This window comes from Blastococcus sp. TBT05-19 (assembly GCF_003319095.1).
GTDB lineage: Bacteria > Actinomycetota > Actinomycetes > Mycobacteriales > Geodermatophilaceae > Blastococcus.
In genome coordinates this window covers 282,640-302,344 of sequence record NZ_QOHI01000004.1, presented here as the reverse complement: position 1 = coordinate 302,344, position 19,705 = coordinate 282,640, and the positions used below count along the sequence as shown (strand labels likewise).

General features: G+C 75.2%; 17 protein-coding genes and 1 riboswitch. Of the genes, 6 read left to right on the top strand and 11 right to left on the bottom strand.

The features are described 5' to 3' along the window. Positions 1-5: 5 nt before the first annotated feature. Genes egtD through egtA form a run of 4 tightly spaced genes read right to left on the bottom strand, consistent with a single transcriptional unit; the run spans position 6 to position 4,217 of the window. Complete coding sequence (gene egtD, locus DQ244_RS12840) at positions 6-983, bottom strand: L-histidine N(alpha)-methyltransferase (RefSeq protein ID WP_113811865.1); 978 nt, start codon at positions 981-983, stop codon at positions 6-8. After that, positions 980-1,684: an ergothioneine biosynthesis protein EgtC gene (egtC, locus tag DQ244_RS12835; RefSeq protein WP_113811864.1), complete on the bottom strand. Its 705-nt coding sequence runs from the start codon at positions 1,682-1,684 to the stop codon at positions 980-982. The genes egtD and egtC overlap by 4 nt, the downstream gene beginning before the upstream one ends. Before the next feature lie 2 nt (positions 1,685-1,686). Continuing rightward, entirely contained in the window at positions 1,687-2,970 is a 1,284-nt protein-coding gene (gene egtB / locus DQ244_RS12830; RefSeq protein ID WP_113811863.1) for an ergothioneine biosynthesis protein EgtB, read from the bottom strand. Then, positions 2,967-4,217 carry an ergothioneine biosynthesis glutamate--cysteine ligase EgtA gene (gene egtA, locus DQ244_RS12825; RefSeq protein WP_233491363.1) on the bottom strand — a complete coding sequence of 417 codons (1,251 nt, stop codon included), beginning with the start codon at positions 4,215-4,217 and terminating at the stop codon, positions 2,967-2,969. Before egtA ends, egtB begins: the two co-directional genes overlap by 4 nt. A gap of 220 nt (positions 4,218-4,437) precedes the next feature. On the opposite strand from egtA, the gene DQ244_RS12820 reads away from it, so the two are divergent. After that, positions 4,438-5,073: a hypothetical protein gene (locus DQ244_RS12820; protein ID WP_113811861.1), complete on the top strand. Its 636-nt coding sequence runs from the start codon at positions 4,438-4,440 to the stop codon at positions 5,071-5,073. Between the two features lie 3 nt (positions 5,074-5,076). On the opposite strand, the gene DQ244_RS12815 is transcribed toward DQ244_RS12820, so the two are convergent. Further along, the gene (locus tag DQ244_RS12815) at positions 5,077-6,711 is read right to left on the bottom strand and encodes a glycoside hydrolase family 13 protein (RefSeq protein ID WP_113811860.1); all 1,635 of its coding nucleotides are present in this window, start codon (positions 6,709-6,711) and stop codon (positions 5,077-5,079) included. A 135-nt stretch (positions 6,712-6,846) separates the two neighbouring features. Between DQ244_RS12815 and DQ244_RS12810 the strand changes: the two genes are divergently transcribed. Both DQ244_RS12810 and DQ244_RS12805 read left to right on the top strand, forming a co-directional pair. Next, positions 6,847-8,079 (top strand): trans-acting enoyl reductase family protein, encoded by a 1,233-nt coding sequence (locus DQ244_RS12810; RefSeq protein ID WP_113811859.1) that lies wholly within the window; start codon positions 6,847-6,849, stop codon positions 8,077-8,079. A 106-nt stretch (positions 8,080-8,185) separates the two neighbouring features. Further along, positions 8,186-9,220 carry an LLM class flavin-dependent oxidoreductase gene (locus DQ244_RS12805; RefSeq protein WP_113811858.1) on the top strand — a complete coding sequence of 345 codons (1,035 nt, stop codon included), beginning with the start codon at positions 8,186-8,188 and terminating at the stop codon, positions 9,218-9,220. Here DQ244_RS12805 and DQ244_RS12800 read toward each other — a convergent pair. Beyond that, complete coding sequence (locus DQ244_RS12800; protein WP_113811857.1) at positions 9,217-10,752, bottom strand: ATP-dependent DNA ligase; 1,536 nt, start codon at positions 10,750-10,752, stop codon at positions 9,217-9,219. The genes DQ244_RS12805 and DQ244_RS12800 overlap by 4 nt on opposite strands. A gap of 103 nt (positions 10,753-10,855) precedes the next feature. Further along, on the bottom strand, positions 10,856-12,031 hold the full coding sequence (locus tag DQ244_RS12795) for a DUF222 domain-containing protein (protein WP_369832110.1): 1,176 nt from the start codon (positions 12,029-12,031) through the stop codon (positions 10,856-10,858). A gap of 186 nt (positions 12,032-12,217) precedes the next feature. Here DQ244_RS12795 and DQ244_RS12790 point away from each other — a divergent pair, with 186 nt between their 5' ends. After that, positions 12,218-13,663: a lipase maturation factor family protein gene (locus DQ244_RS12790; RefSeq protein ID WP_113812035.1), complete on the top strand. Its 1,446-nt coding sequence runs from the start codon at positions 12,218-12,220 to the stop codon at positions 13,661-13,663. Positions 13,664-13,732: 69 nt separating this feature from the next. Then, entirely contained in the window at positions 13,733-14,569 is an 837-nt protein-coding gene (locus DQ244_RS12785) for a CoA ester lyase (RefSeq protein ID WP_113811856.1), read from the top strand. A 6-nt stretch (positions 14,570-14,575) separates the two neighbouring features. On the opposite strand, the gene DQ244_RS12780 is transcribed toward DQ244_RS12785, so the two are convergent. After that, entirely contained in the window at positions 14,576-16,228 is a 1,653-nt protein-coding gene (locus tag DQ244_RS12780) for a GGDEF domain-containing protein (RefSeq protein WP_233491362.1), read from the bottom strand. 276 nt (positions 16,229-16,504) lie between these two features. Then, positions 16,505-16,666, top strand: a riboswitch (cyclic di-AMP (ydaO/yuaA leader). A 275-nt stretch (positions 16,667-16,941) separates the two neighbouring features. Between DQ244_RS12780 and DQ244_RS12775 the strand changes: the two genes are divergently transcribed. Further along, complete coding sequence (locus DQ244_RS12775; RefSeq protein WP_113811855.1) at positions 16,942-17,790, top strand: hypothetical protein; 849 nt, start codon at positions 16,942-16,944, stop codon at positions 17,788-17,790. Between the two features lie 28 nt (positions 17,791-17,818). Here DQ244_RS12775 and DQ244_RS19670 read toward each other — a convergent pair whose 3' ends face one another. From DQ244_RS19670 to DQ244_RS12765, 3 genes are read right to left on the bottom strand one after another with little or no spacing between them, the layout of a single operon-like run. Then, the gene (locus tag DQ244_RS19670; RefSeq protein ID WP_199580373.1) at positions 17,819-17,974 is read right to left on the bottom strand and encodes a hypothetical protein; all 156 of its coding nucleotides are present in this window, start codon (positions 17,972-17,974) and stop codon (positions 17,819-17,821) included. A gap of 47 nt (positions 17,975-18,021) precedes the next feature. Further along, positions 18,022-18,381, bottom strand: a complete 360-nt coding sequence (locus DQ244_RS12770; protein WP_113811854.1) for an ArsC/Spx/MgsR family protein — start codon at positions 18,379-18,381, stop codon at positions 18,022-18,024. Between the two features lie 32 nt (positions 18,382-18,413). Continuing rightward, positions 18,414-19,676: a multidrug effflux MFS transporter gene (locus tag DQ244_RS12765; protein WP_233491361.1), complete on the bottom strand. Its 1,263-nt coding sequence runs from the start codon at positions 19,674-19,676 to the stop codon at positions 18,414-18,416. Between the last annotated feature and the right edge of the window lie 29 nt (positions 19,677-19,705).

Below are 19,705 nucleotides of genomic sequence, written 5' to 3'. Positions count from 1 at the left end.
GGCGCTCAGCCGGCGGCGACCACCCGGGACAGCGAGACGCCGAAGTCGCCGTCGGGATCGGTCCACCAGTGCGTGAGCTCCATCCCGGCCGCGGCCAGCTCCGCCTCGACGGTCGCGCGCCGGAACTTCGCTGACACCTCGGTGCGCATCTCCTCACCGGCGGCGAAGCGCACGTCGAGGTCCAGCGCGGCCACCCGCACCCGCTGCTCCCCCCGGGAGCGCAGCCGCATCTCGATCCACTCGCGCTCGGCGTCCCAGAGCGCCACGTGCTCGAAGGCGTCGGGGTCGAAGTCGGCGTCGAGCTCCCGGTTCAGCACCGCGAGGACGTTGCGGTTGAACTCGGCGGTGACGCCGGCCGCGTCGTCGTAGGCCCGGACCAGCCGGTCAGGGTCCTTGACCAGGTCGGTGCCCAGCAGGAACGTGTCGTCGGGGCCCAGCGTGGCGGCCAGCTCGGCGAGGAACTCGGCCCGCGGCCCCGGCTCAAGGTTGCCGATCGTGGAGCCCAGGAAGGCGACCATCCGCCGTCCCTCGCGGGGCAGGGTGCCCAGGTGCCGGGTGAAGTCGCCGATCACCGCGGCCACCTCGACCCCGGGGTACTCGGCGCTCACCGACGCCCCGGCGGTCTGCAGCACCGACGCGTCGACGTCGAAGGGCACGAACCGGCGCAGCGTCCCGGCGTCGCGCAGGGCGCTGAGCAGCAGGCGGGTCTTCTCCGAGGTGCCGCTGCCCAGCTCGACGAGGACGTCGGCGCCCGAGGCCGCGGCGATCTCCGCGGCGCGCGCCTCCAGCACGGCGCGCTCGGCCCGGGTCGGGTAGTACTCCGGCAACCGGGTGATCTCGTCGAACAGCAGGCTGCCGCGCTCGTCGTAGAACCACCGGGGCGGCAGCGACTTCGGCTGCGCGGTCAGCCCGGCCGAGGCGTCGGCCCGCAGCGCCGCGCCGGCGTCGCCGGGGGAGAGGTGGTCGGTCAGGGAGAGCGTCACGCGGGCTCCGATCGGTCGAGGGGGGTGACGGCGACGCCGTCGGGCGTCACCACCACGAGGGAGCGGTCCGGGACGTCGGTCCACGCGGGGTCGTCGTCCCACGGCTCGCTGGCCAGAGCCGTGCCGTCGGGGGTGCTGAGCACCGAGAGGGTGTCGCCCCACGTCGTGGCCACCAGCCGGGCGCCATCGGCGGCGAGCAGGTTGAGCCGGGCCGCCGGATCGAGCCGGCCGACCTCCCGGACGACGTCGCCCAGCGCGTCGAGCCCGCGGTCGAACACCAGCGCCGCCAGCAACGCGCTGTCGACGGTGGACTCCGCGTCGCGCACCGGCGGCAGCACGGCGCGGTCCACCCGGCCGTTGTGCGAGAGCAGCACCCGCCCGTCGGTGAAGGGCGCGGCGGCGCTCTCCTCGATCGGCATGCCGACGGTGGCCGACCGGACGGCGGCCACGACGCACCCCGACGACAGCGACGGCGCCACCGAGGCGAAGGAGGGATCGGCCCACAGCGGGCGCGCCGAGCGCCACCGGGCGGGTTCCGCGCGGCCCGGCGTCCAGAACCCGACGCCCCAGCCGTCGGCGTTGACGGTGCCGTGCCGCTGGCGCCGCGGCGCCCAGGACTGCACGAGCAGCGAGGACGGTGGGTCCAGCAGGAGCTCGGCCAGCGTGCGCGGCCCGCCCAGCCAGGCGAGGTGACGGCACACGGTCAGGCGTCCCAGGCCAGCCGGAAGCCGCTGAAGATCTGCCGCCGGATCGGGTGGTCCCAGTTGCGGAAGCTGGGCCGGATCACCGACGGCGCGACCGACCAGGCGCCACCGCGCAGCACCCGGTAGTCACCCCCGAAGAAGGGTGCGGAGTAGTCGGCGTAGAGCATCGGGCGGAACCCCGGCCACGCACGGAACGGCGAGGAGGTCCACTCCCAGACGTCGCCGATCAGCTGCTCGGCCCCGTACGCCGACGCCCCCCGCGGGTAGGCGCCGACCGGTGCCGGCCGCAGCGCCGCTCCGCCCAGGTTCGCCAGCTCCGGCGTGGGCTCCGCCTCGCCCCACGGGTAGCGCCGGCGGCGGCCGGTCGCGGGGTCCCAGGCGGCGGCCTTCTCCCACTCCACCTCGGTGGGCAGCCGCGCGCCGGCCCACGCCGCGTAGGCCTCGGCCTCGAAGAAGGTGACGTGCTGGACCGGCTCGTCGGGCGGCAGGTCCTCGACGACGCCGAAACGCCGCCGGGTGCCGTCGGGCCCCCAGAACTCCGGGCGCTCCAGCCCGGCCGCGCACCGGTGCTCCCAGCCGCGGTCCGACCACCACCGCGGCGCCCGGTAGCCGCCGTCGGCGACGAACGCGGCGAACTCGGCGTTGGTCACCGGCACCCGGCCGATGCGGAAGGCCGGGACGTCGACCCGGTGGGCGGGCCGCTCGTTGTCCAGCGAGAACGGTTCGTCGGCGGCGTCCACGCCGAGCAGGAACGGGCCGCCCGGCACCGCGACGGAGGTGCCCGCGACGCCGGGCCGACCGGCGGGCAGCGGTGCGCCCCGGCCCAGCAGCGCCGCCCCGGGGCGCAGCGCGAGCGCCTGCAGCATCGTCTCGTCGTGCTGCTGCTCGTGGCTGACGACCATCGCGAAGTCGAACGGGTCGTCGTCCGGCCCCAGGCGCTCCAGCCGGTCCAGCACCCGGCCGCGCACCTCGCGGCAGAACGCCCGCGCCTCGACCGGCGGCAGCAACGGCAGGCGCGCCCGCCCGGCCCGCGGATGGGTGAAGGCGTCGTAGAGCGCCTCGACGTCGGGCGGCAGCAGGCCCTCCCGCCGGCCGTCGCCGGCGCGCAGCAGCCACAGGTCCTCCTGCTGGCCGATGTGCGCCAGGTCCCAGACCAGCGGGCTGAGCAGCGGGGTGTGCTGGGCCAGCAGGACCGGGTCGTCGTGGTCGGTGAGCAGGAGCGTGCGCCCGCGGGCGCTCTCCAGATCGCGGGCGAGGCGCTCCCGCAGCGTCGGGGACGTCATGGCGTTCCTCCAGGGAGATCGAGGGCGGCGCGGAGCACGGCGAGCGGATCGGCGCTGCCCGCCTGACGGAGCACGGCGTCGCCGGGGCTCTCCCCACGGGAGACGAGCTCCCGCAGGAGCCCGACCTCGGCGCGCAGGGCCGGCGGGGCCGCGTCGTGGGCGGCGGCGAGGCAGTCGGCGGCCGCGGTCCGCAGGGCGGCGTCGGCCAGCCCGAACCGGGCGGCGTCGCTCCAGCGGTCCGCGACGGGGGTGCACGCGTCGGCGGCCCGGTCGGCGGCGACCGGGTCGTCCAGCAGGGTCGCGGTGACCGCGGCCAGCGCCGGCCACCACGGCTCGGGGGCCGCGTCCAGGTAGCGGATCTCCAGGTAGCCGCGGGGGCGGACCGGTGGGAAGAGCGTGGTCAGGTGGTAGTCGACGTCGGCGTCGGTGGCCGTGCGGTCGCCCAGCCGGGTCTCGCCGGTCACCCAGTCGGCCAGCGGCACCCGCCCGCGCACCGGTTCGGCGGCGCCGCTGACCGGGTCGCGGACGAGCATCACCGGCGCGGCGAGGGCGTAGGCCGCCCACTCCGCCGCCGGGTCGTCGCCGGTCAGCAACGGACCGCAGCGGGCGGAGTCCAGCTCGCCCCAGATCTGCTGGCGGGAGGACCGCCACCCGACGGCGCGGCCGGCCAGCAGCGGCGAGCAGGCCGAGACGGCCACCAGCACCGGCCCGAGCCGGTGGGCGAGGGCCAGCCGGGACGACCAGTCGGCGGCCGGACCCGCATCCAGGTTCACCTGCAGCGCGGCGGTCGAGGTCATCATGCGGGCGCCCGCGTCGGCGCAGCCCACCGCGGCGAAGTGCGCCTCCATGGCGGCGTATCGGGCGGCGCCGTTCAGCCGGCGGGCCGGCCGCAGCGGATCGGCGCCGAGCAGGACCAGGCCCAGGCCGTCGGCGGCCAGCGCCGCGCCCAGCGTTGCCTGGTCGGCGCGCAACCCCAGGACCGCCGCGGCGACGTCGTCCGCCGGCGGTGCGGACAGCTCGACCTGGCCGCCGGGCTCGAAGGTGATCCGGCTGCCCCCGGGCAGCGGCCCGCAGCCGGCGGCGGACCGGGTGAGCCGGTGCCAGTCCACGGGCGCCCCGGGATCGGCCAGGTCGACGAGGTGGTTCTCCAGCTCCAGGCCGACGCGGCCCACCGGGCCCGGACGCAGCGCGGAGCCGGCGATGCGGGCGACGGCGTCGTCGAGGTCGCGAGCGGCGGACGCGGTCACCACGACCACCCCCTCCAGGTCCGGACCGGTCGACGTCGACCGCGGGTCGGTGCGGGGGCGGCTCGGGGCCGCCGTCCACGTGCGTGTCCATTGATCCCTGCCGACGGGGCAGGGGCAAGCCCTGGCGTCCCCGTCGTCCAGGTCTTCGGATCCGGTTCGCCGTCCGGATGTGTCGACGACGACGGATTGCCGGACGGGTCCCCGGGGGTAGCCGTCGGCCGTGGACGCGCGCCGACTGCTGCTGGGGGACTGGTCGCCCGTCGTCCGGGACGGCATCGACGTCCTGCGGGTGCTGCTGATCGGCGGAGCGCTCTGGTACGCCTTCGCCGGCGACGGCGGGTCGGCCGCGGTCCTCGCCGTCATGGCGGCGGTGACCCTCGCCGCCCGCGCGGTGAACCTGCCCCGCGTCTACGACCTGTCGGTCACCGCGGCCATGGCGCTGCAGGGCTTCGGCGAGGTGTGGGGTCTCTACGACCGGTTCGTCCGCTTCGACGACCTGGTGCACGTCACGCTGCCGATGCTCACCGCGCCCGTCGTCTACATCGCGCTCGCCCGGCTCGACGTCGTCCCCGATCCGCGGCAGGAGACGCACCTGCGGCACTACGTGGGCATCGCCGTCGTCACCGCGGCCCTGGGCATCACGGTCGGCGCCCTGTGGGAGATCTACGAGTGGCGGTCCGACGCGTGGCTCGGCACGAACCTGTCGGAGGGCAACGACGACACCAACGGCGATCTCGTCCGCGACAGCCTCGGCGCCGTCGCCGGGGCCGCCCTGCTCGTCGTCTGGGCTCGGTTCGGCTGGGGCTCGGTGCGCCGCATCCCCGGGGTGAACACGCACGAGGAGATCAGCGCCTGAGGGTCAGTCCTCCGCGATCCAGACGGCGGTGTTCGCCGGCAGGGCCAGCGAGCGGCCGGAGGTGTGCGACACCTGCGGTGCCGAGGACAGCAGCACCGTGCCCGCCGTCCGCACCAGGACCGTGTGGTCGCCCATGTTGACGACGCACCGCACCGAACGGCCCTCGGCGGTGCTGCGCACGGTCAGCACCTCACCGCGACGGCTCACCGTCGCCTCACCGGAACCCAGCGCCGGGTGCTCCGCGCGGACGGCGAGCGCCCGGCGGTAGAGGTGCAGCATCGAGCTGTCGTCGCGGGTCTGGCGGGAGACGGCGTAGCGCCGCCACTCCGCCGGGATCGGCAGCCACGGCTTGGCCGAGCCGCGGGGGGAGAAGCCCACGCCGGGGGTGGCGTTCCACGGCATCGGCACGCGGCAGCCGTCCCGGCCGCTGCGCTCGCCACCGCTGCGGAAGAAGATCGGGTCCTTCTTGGCCTCGTCGGGAACGGAGGCCTGCGGCAGGCCGAGCTCGTCGCCGGCGTAGATGTAGGCCGAGCCGGGGAGGCTCAGGGTCAGCAGCGCGGCCGCGCGGGCGCGGGCGTCGCCGACCTCGCCGCCGCCGAAGCGGGTGACCTGACGGTCCTTGTCGTGGTTGCCGAGCACCCAGGACACCGGGGCGCCGACCTTGCCGAAGGCGTCCAGCGCGCTGCGGACGCCGTCGGCGAACGACTCGGCCGACCAGCCGGACTTCAGCAGCCGGAAGGAGAAGGACTGGTGCAGCTCGTCGGGCCGGGAGTAGAGCGCGATCTCCTCGGGGTCGGCCAGGCAGACCTCGCCGACGAGCATGGTGTCCGGGTACTCGTCGCAGACCGAGTGCCAGCGGCGCCACACGTCGTGCACCTCGGGCTGATTCCACGTCATGGCCTGCTCGGGTCCGTGGCCGAACAGGGTGGGGGAGTAGGCGCCCGGGTTGTCGCGCAGGTCGGCGTCCTTGAACAGGCCGTAGGCGACGTCGACGCGGAAGCCGCTCACCCCGCGGTCGAGCCAGAAGCGCAGCGTGCGCTCGAAGTCCTCGGCCACGGCGGGGTCGCGCCAGTTGAGGTCGGGCTGCTCCGGGGCGAACAGGTGCAGGTACCAGCGGCCGTCCGGGGTGCGGGACCAGGCCGGCCCGCCGAACAGCGAGCGCCAGTTGTTCGGCGGCTCCTCCGACGCCGGCGCGAAGTGGTAGCGCGCCGCCTCGGGGGAGTCGGGGTCGGCCAGCGCCGCCTGGAACCAGGGGTGCTGGTCGGAGGTGTGGTTGGGGACGACGTCGAGCAGCACGCGCAGCCCGAGCGCGCGGGCGTCGTCGACGAGGGCCTCGAGGTCGGAGACGTCGCCGTACTCGGGGTCGACGGCGCGGTAGTCGCTGATGTCGTAGCCGCCGTCCGCGCCACCCGAGGGGTAGTGCGGGTTGATCCAGAGGGCGTCCACGCCCAGCCAGTTCAGGTACGGCAGGCGGGCGCGCAGGCCGGCCAGGTCACCGATGCCGTCGCCGTTCCCGTCGGCGAACGAGCGCAGGTAGACCTGGTAGACGACCGCGTCGCGCCACCAGGGCGACGTCGCCTGCTCGGGGGCGAACTGCCGCCGCGCCGAGGACCGCACCGTTGCGAGCCGAGCTGCCATGCGCCATCAATCGGCAGGAACGACCCCTGACTTGTGCACTCCTGGGTGCCGAGTGACCCCCGTGGCCGACCGTGACCTGCCCGTGACCTGGGCCCTCCGTCAGCCGGTCCGCGCGGGACCGGTCAGGATGGCCGCATGGCAGCCGACGGTGCACGCACCCACGACCTGGTCGTCTACGGAGCCACCGGCTTCGTCGGGCGGCTCCTCGCCGACTACCTGGCCGGTTCCGCCCCGGACGGGCTCCGGATCGCGCTGGCCGGGCGGTCCCGCTCCCGGCTGGAGGAGGTGCGGGCCGGTCTTCCCGCGGCCGCGCGGGACTGGGCCCTCGTCGAGGCCGACTCCGGCGACGCGGCGTCGCTCCGGGCGCTCGCGGAGAGCACCCGCGTCCTGGCCACGACCGTGGGCCCCTACGCCCGGTACGGGCTGCCCGTGGTCGAGGCGTGCGCCCGCGCCGGCACGCACTACGCCGACCTCACCGGCGAGGTGCTCTTCGTCCGCGACGCGATCGAGCGCTGCGACGCGGTGGCCCGGGAGACCGGTGCCCGGATCGTGCACGCCTGCGGCTACGACTCCATCCCCTCGGACCTGAGCACCTTCCTCCTGGCCCGGCAGGCGGCGGCCGACGGCGCGGGCGGCCTGCGCGACGTGCAGCTCGTGGCGACGGCCCGCGGCGGCTTCAGCGGCGGGACGATCGACTCGATGCGGGCGCAGATGGAGGCCGTGACGGCGGACCCGGCGCTGCGCCGCGTGCTGGGCGACCCGTTCGCGCTCAGCCCCGACCGCCCGGCCGAGCCGCGCACCCGGCAGCCGCGGGACGCCGGGCCCCCGGCGCGCACCGCCGACGGCCGGTGGACGGCGCCCTTCGTCATGGCCTCGTTCAACACCCGCATCGTCCGGCGCAGCAACGCGCTGCAGGACTGGGCCTACGGCCGCGAGCTCAGCTACGGCGAGGTCATGGGCGCCGGGCGCGGACCGCTGGGCGCGGTGACCGCGACCGGGATCACCGCCGGTCTGGCCGGGGCCATGGCGGCCATGGGCTTCGGGCCGACCCGAGCGCTGCTGGACCGCGTGCTCCCGGCCCCGGGCACCGGCCCCGGCGCGGAGGCGCGGGAGAAGGGCTGGTTCCGCATGGCGGTCGACGCGACCACCGAGAGCGGCCGTCGCTACCGGGCCACCGCCGCGGGGAAGGGGGATCCCGGCTACGCCGCGACCGCCGTCATGCTCGGGGAGGCCGCGCTCGCACTGGCCCTGGACGGCGACCGGCTGCCCGCGGCGGCCGGTTCGCTCACCCCGGCGACGGCGATGGGCGAGGTGCTCGTCGAGCGGCTCCGCGCCGCCGGGCACACCTACGAGGTCACCGAGCGCTGAGCCGCCGCACCGGGCCCGGAAGCAGGGCCGGTGGTTGAATGTTGAACGACCTACGCGGTCGCCGTCGGTCCGGACGGCGTCGTCAGCGGACCCTGGGAGGGATGTCATGCACCTCGGCGTCGACAGCTTCGTGGCGGCGGTGACCGACCCGGTCTCCGGTCGGCAGATCGGGCCCGAGGAGCGCATGAGCGACCTGCTGGAGGAGATCGAGCTCGCCGACCGGGTGGGGCTCTACTCCTTCGGCATCGGCGAGCACCACCGCAGCGAGTACTACGACTCCGCCCCGCCGGTGATCCTCGCCGCCGCCGCGGCGCGCACCTCGCGCATCCGGCTGGGCAGCGCCGTCGCCGTCCTCAGCGCGGCGGACCCGGTGCGGGTGTTCCAGCAGTTCGCCACCCTCGACCTGATCTCCAAGGGCCGGATCGACCTCGTCGTCGGCCGCGGCTCGTTCACCGAGGCGTTCCCGCTGTTCGGGCTGAGCCTGGGCGACTACGACGAGCTGTTCGCCGAGAAGCTGGACCTGCTGCTGCGGATCCGGGAGTCCGAGCACGTCACCTGGTCGGGCAACCACCGGCCGCCGCTCACCGGCCAGGGCATCTACCCGCGGCCGCTGCAGGACCCGCTGCCGATCTGGGTCGGCGTCGGCGGGACGCCGGAGTCCTTCGCGCGGGCCGGGCTGCTGGGCCTGCCGCTGATGGTCGCGATCATCGGCGGGGAGCCCCGGCAGTTCGCGCCGCTGATCGACCTCTACCGCCGCGCCGGGGCGCACGCCGGCCACGCGCCGGAGAAGCTGCAGGTGGGGCTGCACGTGTTCGGGTTCGTCGCAGAGAGCACCCAGGCCGCGGCCGACACCATCTACCCCGGCTGGCACGAGATGTTCACGAAGGTCTCCCGCGAGCGCGGCTTCGCCCCGCCGTCCCGGGCCCAGTTCGACGCCACCAGCGGTCCCGACGGCGCCTTCTTCATGGGTGACCCGGAGACGGTGGCCGAGAAGCTGGTGCGGATCGGCGAGCAGCTCGGCGGCGTGGACCGGGTGGCGTTGCAGATGACCAACCCGCGCCTGGCGCACGCCGACCTGATGCGCGGCATCGAGCTGCTGGGCACCGAGGTCGCGCCGCGCGTGACGGCCGCGACGGCCTAGGGCGCGCCGGCCAGCAGCGCCCGCACCGCCTCGAGCGTGTCGGCCTCGGCCGGCGTCTTGTCCGGCCGGTAGCGCAGCACCCGCGCGAACCGCAGCGCGACGCCGCCGGGATAGCGGGGGCTGCGCTGCGCGCCGTCCACGGCGATCTCGACCACGAGTCCGGGCTGTAGGAGCACGCCCCACGGCGCCTCCTCCCGCGCGTGCGCGGGGAACGTGGCGGTCTGCCAGTCCAGCAGCTCGTCGGTCATGCCCTTGAACGTCTTGCCGACCATCACCGGCTCGCCGCCCTCGGGGTCGCGGGCGCCGAGGTGGATGTTGGAGAGCTTCCCGGTGCGCCGGCCGTAGCCCCACTCCGCGCCGAGGACGACGAGGTCGAGGGTGTGCACCGGCTTGACCTTCTGCCAGGCCTTGCCGCGCCGGCCGGCGGCGTAGGGCGCGGCGAGGTCCTTGACGACGACGCCCTCGTGCCCGCCGTCGAGCGCGTCGTCGAGCACCTGGGTGGCCCGCTCGGCGTCCGGCCGGCGGGCACCGGGCATGCGCAGCGGGGCGTGCGCGTCGTCGGCCAGCAACCCGGCGAGGGCGTCGAGGCGCACGTGCAGCGGCTCGTCGAGCAGGTCGCGGCCGTCGAGGTGCAGCAGGTCGAAGAAGAACGGGCTCAGCAGCACCCCCGCGTCAGCCGCGTCGCTGCCGAAGCGGCTCATCGTGTCCTGGAACGCCCGCGGCCGGCCGTCGTCGTCCAGGGCGAGCGTCTCGCCGTCGAGGACGGCGGTGCGGCAGGGGAGCGCTCGAACCCGCTCCACCAGCTCGGGGACGCCGGCGGTCACCTCGCGCAGCGTCCGGGTCCAGACCCGCACGTCGTCGCGGTCCCGGTGCACCTGGATGCGGGCCCCGTCGAGCTTGAACTCCACGGTGACGTCGGGGCCGAGGTCGGTCAGCGCGGCGTCGAGCGAGGAGCCGGGGCTGGCCAGCATGGGCCGCACGGGCCGCCCCACCTCCAGCCCGACGGCGGCGAGCGCGGCGGAGCCACCGGCGAGCGCGGTGGCGGCGGTGGCCGGCAGGCTCCCCGACAGCATGAAGGCGCGACGGACGTCGGCCGCAGGGACGCCGGAGGCCGCGGCCACGGCTTCGAGCACGACACCCTCGAGCGCCCCCTGGCGGAGCTCGCCGGTGACCAGGCGGACCAGGAAGCGCTGCTCCTCGGCGGTGGCGGTGGACAGCACGCCGCGCAGCAGCTCCTCCCGCCTCGCGGCGGACCCGGGACCGGCAGTGGCGGCGAGCTCGGCGAAAACGGTGTCCACCGCCTCGACGGACAGCGACGGCTGCGCGGCGGTCCCGCCGGTGAGCGCGGCCAGCGAGCGCCAGCCGACCCCCAGCCGCCGCTGCAGGGGCTCGCCGGAGAGCCAGGCGGTGACCGCCGGGACCTCGTCAGCGTCGGCCCGGCGGAGGGCGTCGGCGATGAGGGCGGCCTTCGCCGTCCGCCCGCGGACGGCCGCGACCTCGGTGGACGCGGCGACGACCTCGGCGAGCAGCACCCGGCCATCGTGGCAGCCGGCACCGACCGTCGCGGGTCGTCAGCCCGCCCGCGGGCTCGCGGTCCCGTCGACGACGCGGTGGAGGAGCAGGATCTCGGTGCCGTCAGGTCGCCAGGTGCGCCATCGGCCATCGGGTTGTCGTTCCACCCGGAACCCGTGGTGGACCTTGGTGTGCAGAAGGACCACCCCCTCCCCACGACTCGCCAGCTCGCCGCGGGCCCCTGGGGATGGCCGAATGGTGGACGTCGCACCAGTGGCTGGGGGCGTCGCAGCCGGCGAAGATGCAGCCCCCGTCGCGGGCCTCGACCGCCCGGCGCAGGTGGTGGGGCACCACCCGGTGGCTGCGGCCGAGGTCGAGGGGCTGGCCTTCGGGGCCGATGACGATGCGGGTGACGTTGCCGTCGCAGGCGAGCCAGCGGGCGCGGGCGGCGGAGATCGTGGCGCCGAACCCGAGATCGGCGGCGCCCTGGCCGGTGGAGGGGTCCACGAGGTCCTCGATGGGGATGGTGACCACGACGTGCGGCTTCTGAGTCCGGAGGACCGGCAGTCGACCGGCGGCGAAGGAGTTGTCGCACAGCTGCACGAAGGCGTCGCCCTGCTGCTGGGCTCGGGTGCGGGTGTCACCGGCGGGGCGGGATGCCTGCACGATCGACTCGACCGCCGCCATCGCCTTCTCCGCACCGACCGGGTCCAGCTCCAGGCGACCGGTCACGCTGCCGTCGGCGTGCTTCGACCAGGTCAGCGACCGCTGGTCGGTGGGGTCAGGCTCGGTGCCGTCGGGGTCCAGCCGGTCCAGGTAGTGGGCGACCGCCCGGCGGAGGACGGGGTGGAACTGGTTGCGGGCGACGTCGGTGAGGAGCTGGTCGATGTCGGCCAGGTCGATACCCGACGCGTCAGCCGCAGCTACGTTCTCCGCCGACGCAACCGGCGCGACGGCGGACACCGCTTCGGCGCTCACCTCACCGGCGGCGGCTGCTGCTGCAAGGACCGGCAACTGCTCCATCGTCCGGCCCGCGACGACCACCCTGTTCGCCGCCGCAGCCGAGAACCGGGCGTGCCCGCGCAGCCAGGCCGCCATCGACGCCTTGCCGTCGACGTCCGCCGCCCCGGCCAGCTCGCACTGGCGAACCGTGCGCGCGACCTCAGCGGCCAGCCGGTTCTGCGCCGTCAGCAGATCACCCAGCCGCTCCAGCAGCTGCGGTCCGAACATGCCGTCCAACCGCTCGGCGGACAGCTCGTCGAGAGCCGCCTCCAGAGCCGCTAACGTGTTCGAACGCATGTACGGATACTGGCCGCTCTCGATGGCCTCCGCAGCGCGAATCCCCAGCTCAGCGGCCCTTCCACAGATGTCAGCGGACTCTTGACGACAGCGGTGGAACGGTCAGCAGCGGGCCTGCCGGATGAGGCATGGCGACCGGTGCACCGGGGAACCGGGCAGGCGGCGCCGCACGAGGGGGAGGCGAACGTGGACTGGCTCTCGGACCCCGGGTACTGGGCGAGCCGGCTGGTGCTCACCCGCGGCCTCGCGCTGGTCTACCTGGTCGCGTTCGTCGCGGCGCTGCGGCAGTTCCGGCCGCTGATCGGCACCGGCGGCATGCTGCCGGTGCCGGCGTACCTGGCGCGCACGCCGTTCCGCCGCTCGCCGAGCCTGTTCCACCTGCCCTGGTCGGACCGCTTCTTCGCCGCCGTCTGCTGGGTCGGCATCGCGCTCTCCGCGGCTGCACTCGTGGGCGTCGCCGACCGGCTGCCGCTCTGGGCGTGGATGGTGCTCTGGGCGGTGCTGTGGGCGCTGTACCTGTCCATCGTGAACGTCGGCCAGACCTGGTGGGGCTTCGGCTGGGAGTCGCTGCTGGTCGAGGCCGGGTTCCTGGCGATCTGGCTGGGCCCGGCCGACGTCGCCCCGCCGGTGCTGGTCCTGTGGCTGCTGCGCTGGCTGCTCTTCCGCCTGGAGTTCGGGGCCGGCCTGATCAAGCTCCGCGGGGACGACTGCTGGCGCGACCTGACCTGCCTGCAGTTCCACCACGAGACCCAGCCGATGCCCAACCCGGCCAGCCGCTGGTTCCACTCGCTGAGCCCCCGGCTGCACCGGGTCGAGGCGCTGGCCAACCACGCCACCCAGCTCGTCGTCGTCTGGGGGCTGCTGATGCCGCAGCCGGTCGCCACCGTCGCCGCGGTGGTGGTGATCGTGACCCAGGGCTACCTGGTGATCAGCGGCAACTTCGCCTGGCTGAACTGGCTGACGCTCGTGCTCGCCACCTCCGTCGTCGACGGGCGGGTGTGGGAGGCGGTGCTGCCCGTGCAGCGGCCGGCGGAGCTCGCCTCGCCGCTCTGGCACCAGGTGCTGGTCGTCGTCGTCACCGCGGGGTTGCTCGTGCTCAGCTGGCGACCAGCCCGCAACCTCTTCTCCCGGCGCCAGGTGATGAACGCCAGCTTCGACCCGCTCCGCCTGGTCAACACCTACGGCGCCTTCGGTTCGGTGACCCGCGTCCGGCACGAGGCCGTGGTCGAGGGGACCGACGACCCGGTCGCGGGCCCGGACGCCGCCTGGCAGGAGTACGAGTTCCGCGGGAAACCCGGCGACGTGCACCGCCGGCCGCCGCAGTACGCCCCGTACCACCTGCGGCTGGACTGGATGATGTGGTTCGTCGGCATCGACCCCCGCTACGGCGGGCGCTGGCTCCCGGAGTTCCTGCGGCTCCTGCTCGAGGGCGACCGGGCGACGCTGCGGCTGCTGCGCTCCTCGCCGTTCCCGCCCGGGGCGCCACCGCGGTACGTGCGGGTGCGCCTCTACCGCTACCGCTTCACCACCCGCGAGGAGCGCCGGGCGACCGGCGCCTGGTGGGTGCGCACGCCGGTCGGCGTCCTCGTGGACCCGGTGTCGCTCGACCACCTGATCCCGCGTTCCCGCTGACCGGAAGCCGACGCCCCGTGCCGGGGCGGTGCGGTGGGCGGGCGCAGCCCAGCCGGGCAGGATGGGCGCATGGCGAGACGGAGGACGATCGGGCCCGACGACGCCCGGTCCTGGTTGCTGGTCAACGGCGCGCGCACGGAGCTCTTCGACGTCGCGCACGAGTCGCGGGCCGACCAGATCGTGCTGGACATCGAGGACGCCGTGGACCCGGCGCACAAGGACGAGGCCCGCGAGGGCGTCCTGCGGTGGCTGGCCCAGGGCGACCGCACGGCGTGGGTGCGGATCAACGACCACGCCAGCCCCTTCTGGGCCGACGACGTCGCGCAGCTGGCCGGCGTGCCGGGCCTGCTCGGCGTGATGCTCGCCAAGACCGAGGCGGCCGAGCACGTCACCGAGACCTTCGACCGGCTCGGGGGCGCCGCCCCGGTGCTGGCGCTGGTCGAGTCGGCGCTGGGCATCGAGGAGTCGGTGAACATCGCCCGGGCCCGGGGCGCCTCCCGGCTGGCCTTCGGCAGCGGTGACTACCGCCGCGACACCGGCACCAGCGCCGACGACCTGGCGATGGCCTACCCGAGGTCCCGTCTGGTGGTTGCCAGCCGGATCGGCGGCCTCCCCGGGCCGATCGACGGGCCCACGGTGAGCAGCAGCCACCCGGTGCTGCGCGAGCAGACCGCCGTCACCGTCTCCCTCGGTCTCACCGGGAAGCTGTGCCTGGACATGGACCAGCTGCCGGTGATCAACGAGGTCATCAGCCCGACGCCGTCGGACGTGGCGTGGGCCCGGGACTTCCTCGCCGACTTCGACGCACGCGGGCAGGTCATCCGCGACGGCAGCGACCTGCCCCGGCTGGGCCGGGCCCGCAAGATCGAGCGGCTGGCGGACGTCTTCGGCGTCCAGCCGTCCTGACCGGGGTCAGCCGGCTTCGCTGACCACCCGGTCGCGGCCCTGCCGCTTGGCGGTGTAGAGGCGGGCGTCGGCGCGCGCGAGCATGTCCGACGGCGTGGGGGAGACCAGGCTCTCGGTGCTGGCGGCGCCGATGCTCACCGTCACCGGCAGGTCGTGGGTCATCGCCGACCACGGGTGGGTGCCCAGGGCGACCCGGACCTCCTCGAGGTGCGCGGCCGCCTCGGTGGGGGACAGGCCGACGAGCACGAGCAGGAACTCCTCGCCGCCGAGGCGGGCGACGAAGGAGCCGCTGGTGCGGGCGGTCGCGCCGCTGGGCGGGCCCACCTCCTCCAGGAGCGCGGCGACGGTGCGCAGCACCTCGTCCCCGGTCTCGTGCGAGCACTCGTCGTTGATCCGCTTGAAGTGGTCGAGGTCCAGCAGCGCGATGGTGACGGCGCCCTCGGCGGCCGCGGGCTCGGCCAGCAGGCGCGGCAGCTCGTCGTCGACGAACCGGCGGTTGTACAGCCCGGTGAGCGGGTCGCGCAGGGACAGCTCGCGGTACCGCAGGGTCTGCTGGCGCGCCTCGGCCGTCTCGTACATGGCCTGCAGGGCCCTGGCCCGGGCGTCGCGCTCGGTGGACTGGAGGTCCACCAGCGCGGCGGCGTACAGCTTGTGCGCCTCGAAGGCCTCCCGGTACCGGTCGCCCGCGGCGTGCAGCTCGGCCTGCTCGCGCCACGCCCGCACCCGGATCGAGTTCAGCCCGTACCGATCGCACCGGCGGACGCACTCGTCGAGGACCTCCTGCGCCTGGTCGAGGTGCCCGCGACGGCGGCGGAGCTCGGCCAGGGTGAGCAGGAAGTCCGCGCCGCCGTCGCCGTCCAGCGAGGCGTCGAGCACCTCCGGGTGGAGCCCGGGCAGCATCGCCGCCTCGGCCTCCTCCAGCCGGTCGAGCTCCATGAGCACCCGGCCGAGGGTGTCGAGCCGTCCGACGCGGAGGGGGATCCCGTGCCGCGCGGAGACGGCCTGGAGCCGCGTCGTCCAGACCAGGGCCTCGTCGTAGTGGCCGCAGATCGTCTCGCAGTAGGCGCGGTTGTTCAGGACGAGCACCTGGCGCTCGACGTCGCCGAGGTCCTCGGCGAGGGCGAGCACGTGGTCGTAGCGCTCACGAGCGGCGAGATCGCCGTTGAGGCCCAGGCAGTCGGCCAGCCGGGCGTGGTGGTCCACCCGGAGCTCGGGCCGGGCGTCGTCGTCGAGGAGCTCCGCGGAGCGGACGGCGTGCTCGAGGGCGCGCGAGAGGTCGCCGAGCTCCTGGAAGGCGCCCGCCAGCAGGAAGTGGGCGCGGGCCTCGAGGTGCCGAGCGTCGTTCTCCCCGGCCCAGCGGAGCACGTCCTGCGCACGACGACCGGCCTCCGCCACGTTGCCGCGCTTCCGCTCGAGGTCGGCCTGCACCAGCGTGGCGCGCAGCTCGAGCTCGACGAGACCGAGCTCGCGGGCCGCGGAGACGGCGCGCTCGGCGAGCGGCTCGACGTCGTCCCGCTCGAAGCGGGAGAGGATCTCCAGGTCGGCCACGTCGGCGGTCAGATCGGCGACTGCCGCCCACAGGCGGGCGGGGTCGCCGTCGAGGGACGGGTGCGCAGGGGGTGCGCACTCCTCGTCCGGTCGCTCGGCAACGCTGGTCACAGTCACCCCATCGAGCGCACGGGGCGATTGCTTGAGCCATTTCCGGAAGTGACCTGTACCGCATCCGCCGGAGGGGTCATGCGTGGGCCTGACCTGCGACGGTCCACCCCCGGATCGGCGGAGCGGCGGGAGTGCCGCATACACCGCAGGGCATTCCCCGAAACGCCGCGACGCGTGTCACGCCGACGAAATCCGGGCTTCGCGTTGTCACGACTCCATAACGACGGCTACCGTGGCTCGGTCCGATCGGTCGTTTCGTCCCCGTCCGGGGAGTCCGAGCGGACGCCGCCGAGTCGCCCGTGGTCCTCGGACCGCGGGGGAGCCGGGGACCCATCGCAGTACTGGGGTGAATCCGCCCGGGGCGCCAGCCCGGGGCGGTAGGGCTACTTCTGAGCCCGAATCCGTCAGCTAACTCGGTAGGCGGCAACGGAAGAACGGAGAGCCGCCGCATGGCGTGCCCGTGCACCAACGCTCGACCCAGCCCCACCTCCCGCTCGACCCGGGTGCGCGCCCGGATGTGACCCCGCGCGGCCGTCCCTGACGCCGCGGACCCACGGGCGCACCGCCCCGAGCACCACCGCTCGACCGGCTCCTCGCCGCTTCCCAGGTGCCCCGCGATCCGCCCGGCCCGGCCGCCGATGCCCGCACACCCGCCGCCGCCGCGCTCCTCCGAGGGGCCCCGCGGCTCGCACGACACGGAGCACCAGCACCCCATGAACCCCCGCACCACCACGTCCGGCCGCAGCACCCGATCGCTCACCCCGCCCACCCCCGGGCGCCGTCCCGGCCTCTACCTCGGGGTCGCCGCCGCCGGCGCCGTCCTGGTCAACGTGCTGATCGGCGTCGAGCCGGCCGCCCAGGCCGAGGCCGGCGCCTCCCAGTCGGTCAGCGTCGCGCAGGAGCTCGGCCTCAGCGCCCAGTCCGCCCCGATCGACGTGACCACCCAGGACCTGGAGTCGCTGGAGCAGCTCACCGCCAGCCGCAGCAGCCGGCAGGCCGAGGAGACCCAGGCCCAGCAGGCGCAGGCCGCCGCGGACCAGGCCGAGCTCGACCGGCGCAAGGCCGAGGAGGAGGCCAAGATCCGCGCGGAGGCCGAGGCGGCCGCCGCCGCGGCGGCAGCCGAGGCCGAGAAGCAGCAGTCCGCGGTCGAGAAGTCGGCCGGGGGCGTCGCCGCCGCCGCTGCCTCGACCGCCGTCGACGTCATCGCCAGGATCAGCAACAGCGCCGGCCCGGTGTCCGCACGGGTGCAGGCGGCCGCGAACGCCGTCGTGAGCAACGTGCCCGGCGCCGACAGCATCACCCTCGGCGGCACGCGGGCCAGCGCGGCCGACCCCGGCGGGCACCCCTCGGGCAACGCGCTGGACTACATGGTCATGAGCGACAGCGCCCTCGGCGACGCGATCGTCGCCTACCACCGCGCCCACTGGGACGAGCTCGGCGTGGACTACATCATCTGGCAGCAGCGGATGCTGTCCTCGGCGAACGGCAGCTGGAAGGCCATGGAGAACCGGGGCAGCGCCACGGCCAACCACATGGACCACCCGCACGTGAACTACCGCTGACCCCCGCGGGGCCGGCCGCCGTCGGCGGTCAGAGCAGCCTGTCCAGGTCGTCCGGGCCCGGGCCGGTCCCGCCGGAGTCGGGCAGCGGCGAGGTCTCGGGCAGGTCGTCGTCCGGCGGCTCCGCGGCCACCGGGCCCTCGGCGTAGAGGGTGTCCGGATCCCGGGGGTCGATCTCCTTGGTCACCCGGGAGCCCTACCCCCGGGCAGGCCGGGCGTAATCGGCGGGGGCGGTCAGCCCCTGGCCGCGGCGACGACCTCGGCCAGGGTCTCGCCGTCGCGGGCGACCCAGGCCCGGCCGTCGTCGGCGAGCACGATCGGGCGCTGGATCAGCTGCGGGTGCTCGGCCAGCACCGCGATCCACGCGTCGGGGTCGTGCGGCAGGTCCCGCAGCCCGAGCTCGCGGGCCAGCGGCTCCGACAGCCGGGTGATGTCCCAGGGCTGCAGGCGCAGCGCGGTCAGCGCCGCCCGCAGCTCCGCCTCGCTCGGCGGTTCGTCGAGGTAGCGGCGCAGGGTGACGTCCGCCCCGGCGCCGGACAGCTCGTCCCGGGCGGTGCGGCACTTCGAGCACGAGGGGTTGAACCAGACCTCCACGGGGCCCACCGTAGGCGGCGGGCCCCGCGGGCTCAGTGCGCGAGGGCCGGGGCGACGTCGTCCTGCGGGTCGGGCAGCCGCCAGGGCCGGATCGCGAGGAGCACGAGGACGGCGAGGGCCAGGGAGCCCACGATCGCCGTCGACATCGCCACGGCGTCGTTGCCGAGGATCCCGACCAGCGGGGAGATCGCGGCACCGACGCCGAACTGGACGGCCCCCAGCAGCGCCGCGGCCGAGCCCGCGGACTCCCCGTAGCCGGACAGCGCCAGCGCCGGGCCGTTGGGCAGCGCGAGCCCGGTGGCGAAGAGCACCGCCCACAGCGGGACGGCCACGCCGAAGAGGCCGCCGAACCCGGCCGCGGCGATCCCGAGCAGCACGGCGCCCGCCGCGGTGCCGCCCACGGTGGCGGTGACCAGGATCTGCGCCGGCGACCAGCGGCGCAGCAGCACCGGGTTGAGCTGGGTGGCCGCGATCAGCCAGACCGCGCCGGCCCCGAAGAGCATGCCGAACTGCTGCTCGTCGAGGCCGAACTCGCGCTGGTAGACGAACGAGGAGCCCGAGACGTAGGCGAACAGCGCAGCCATGGTGAGCCCGGCGGAGAGGATCAGGCCGACGTAGGTGCGGTCGCGGAGCAGCATCCGGTAGGTGCGCAGGGTGCTGCCGACGCCGAAGCCGCGGCGGCGCTCGGCCGGCAGGGTCTCGCGCAGGGCGAGGCTGCCGACGACGAGCACGGCCACGCCGTAGAGGGCGAGCCCGGCGAACACCCCGCGCCACGAGGTGAACCGCAGGACCTCACCGCCCAGCGTCGGTGCGAGCACCGGGGCGACGCCCATGACGAGGAACAGCCGGGAGAGCATCGTGGCGGCGGCGCGGCCCTCGAAGAGGTCCCGCACGATGGCCAGCGCCACCACGCTGGCGGCCGCGGTGCCCACGCCCTGCAGCACCCGGAGGGCACCGAGGGCGCCGATGGTGGGGGCGACCAGCACGAGCAGCGAGGCGACCACGTGCAGCGCGGCGCCCGCGAGCAGCGGCCGCTTGCGGCCGAACGCGTCGGACAGCGGGCCGATCACCAGCTGTCCCAAGGCCAGGCCGACGAGGGTCCCGGTGAGGGTGAGCTGCACGGTCGCCGACGTCGTCGCGAGGTCGGCCCGGATCTCCGGCAGCGCCGGCAGGTACATGTCGATGGTGAGCGGGCCCAGCGCGACGAAGGCACCCAGCATCAGTGCCAGGGCTGCGGTGCGGGGTGGGCGCGGGGAGGCCTCGACCGGGGCGGGTGCGGGCGCGGTGACTGTCACGGGGGCCTCTCAGGGGGAGCAGCGGTGTC

Coding starts and splice junctions, on each gene's coding strand:
- DQ244_RS12805 (WP_113811858.1), top strand. CDS start 8,186: ATGCACCTCGGCGTCGACAGCTTCGTGGCGGCGGTGACCGACCCGGTC.
- DQ244_RS12775 (WP_113811855.1), top strand. CDS start 16,942: ATGAACCCCCGCACCACCACGTCCGGCCGCAGCACCCGATCGCTCACC.
- DQ244_RS12795 (WP_369832110.1), bottom strand. CDS start 12,031: ATGCGTTCGAACACGTTAGCGGCTCTGGAGGCGGCTCTCGACGAGCTG.
- DQ244_RS12810 (WP_113811859.1), top strand. CDS start 6,847: ATGGCAGCCGACGGTGCACGCACCCACGACCTGGTCGTCTACGGAGCC.
- DQ244_RS12815 (WP_113811860.1), bottom strand. CDS start 6,711: ATGGCAGCTCGGCTCGCAACGGTGCGGTCCTCGGCGCGGCGGCAGTTC.
- egtB (WP_113811863.1), bottom strand. CDS start 2,970: ATGACGTCCCCGACGCTGCGGGAGCGCCTCGCCCGCGATCTGGAGAGC.
- DQ244_RS12785 (WP_113811856.1), top strand. CDS start 13,733: ATGGCGAGACGGAGGACGATCGGGCCCGACGACGCCCGGTCCTGGTTG.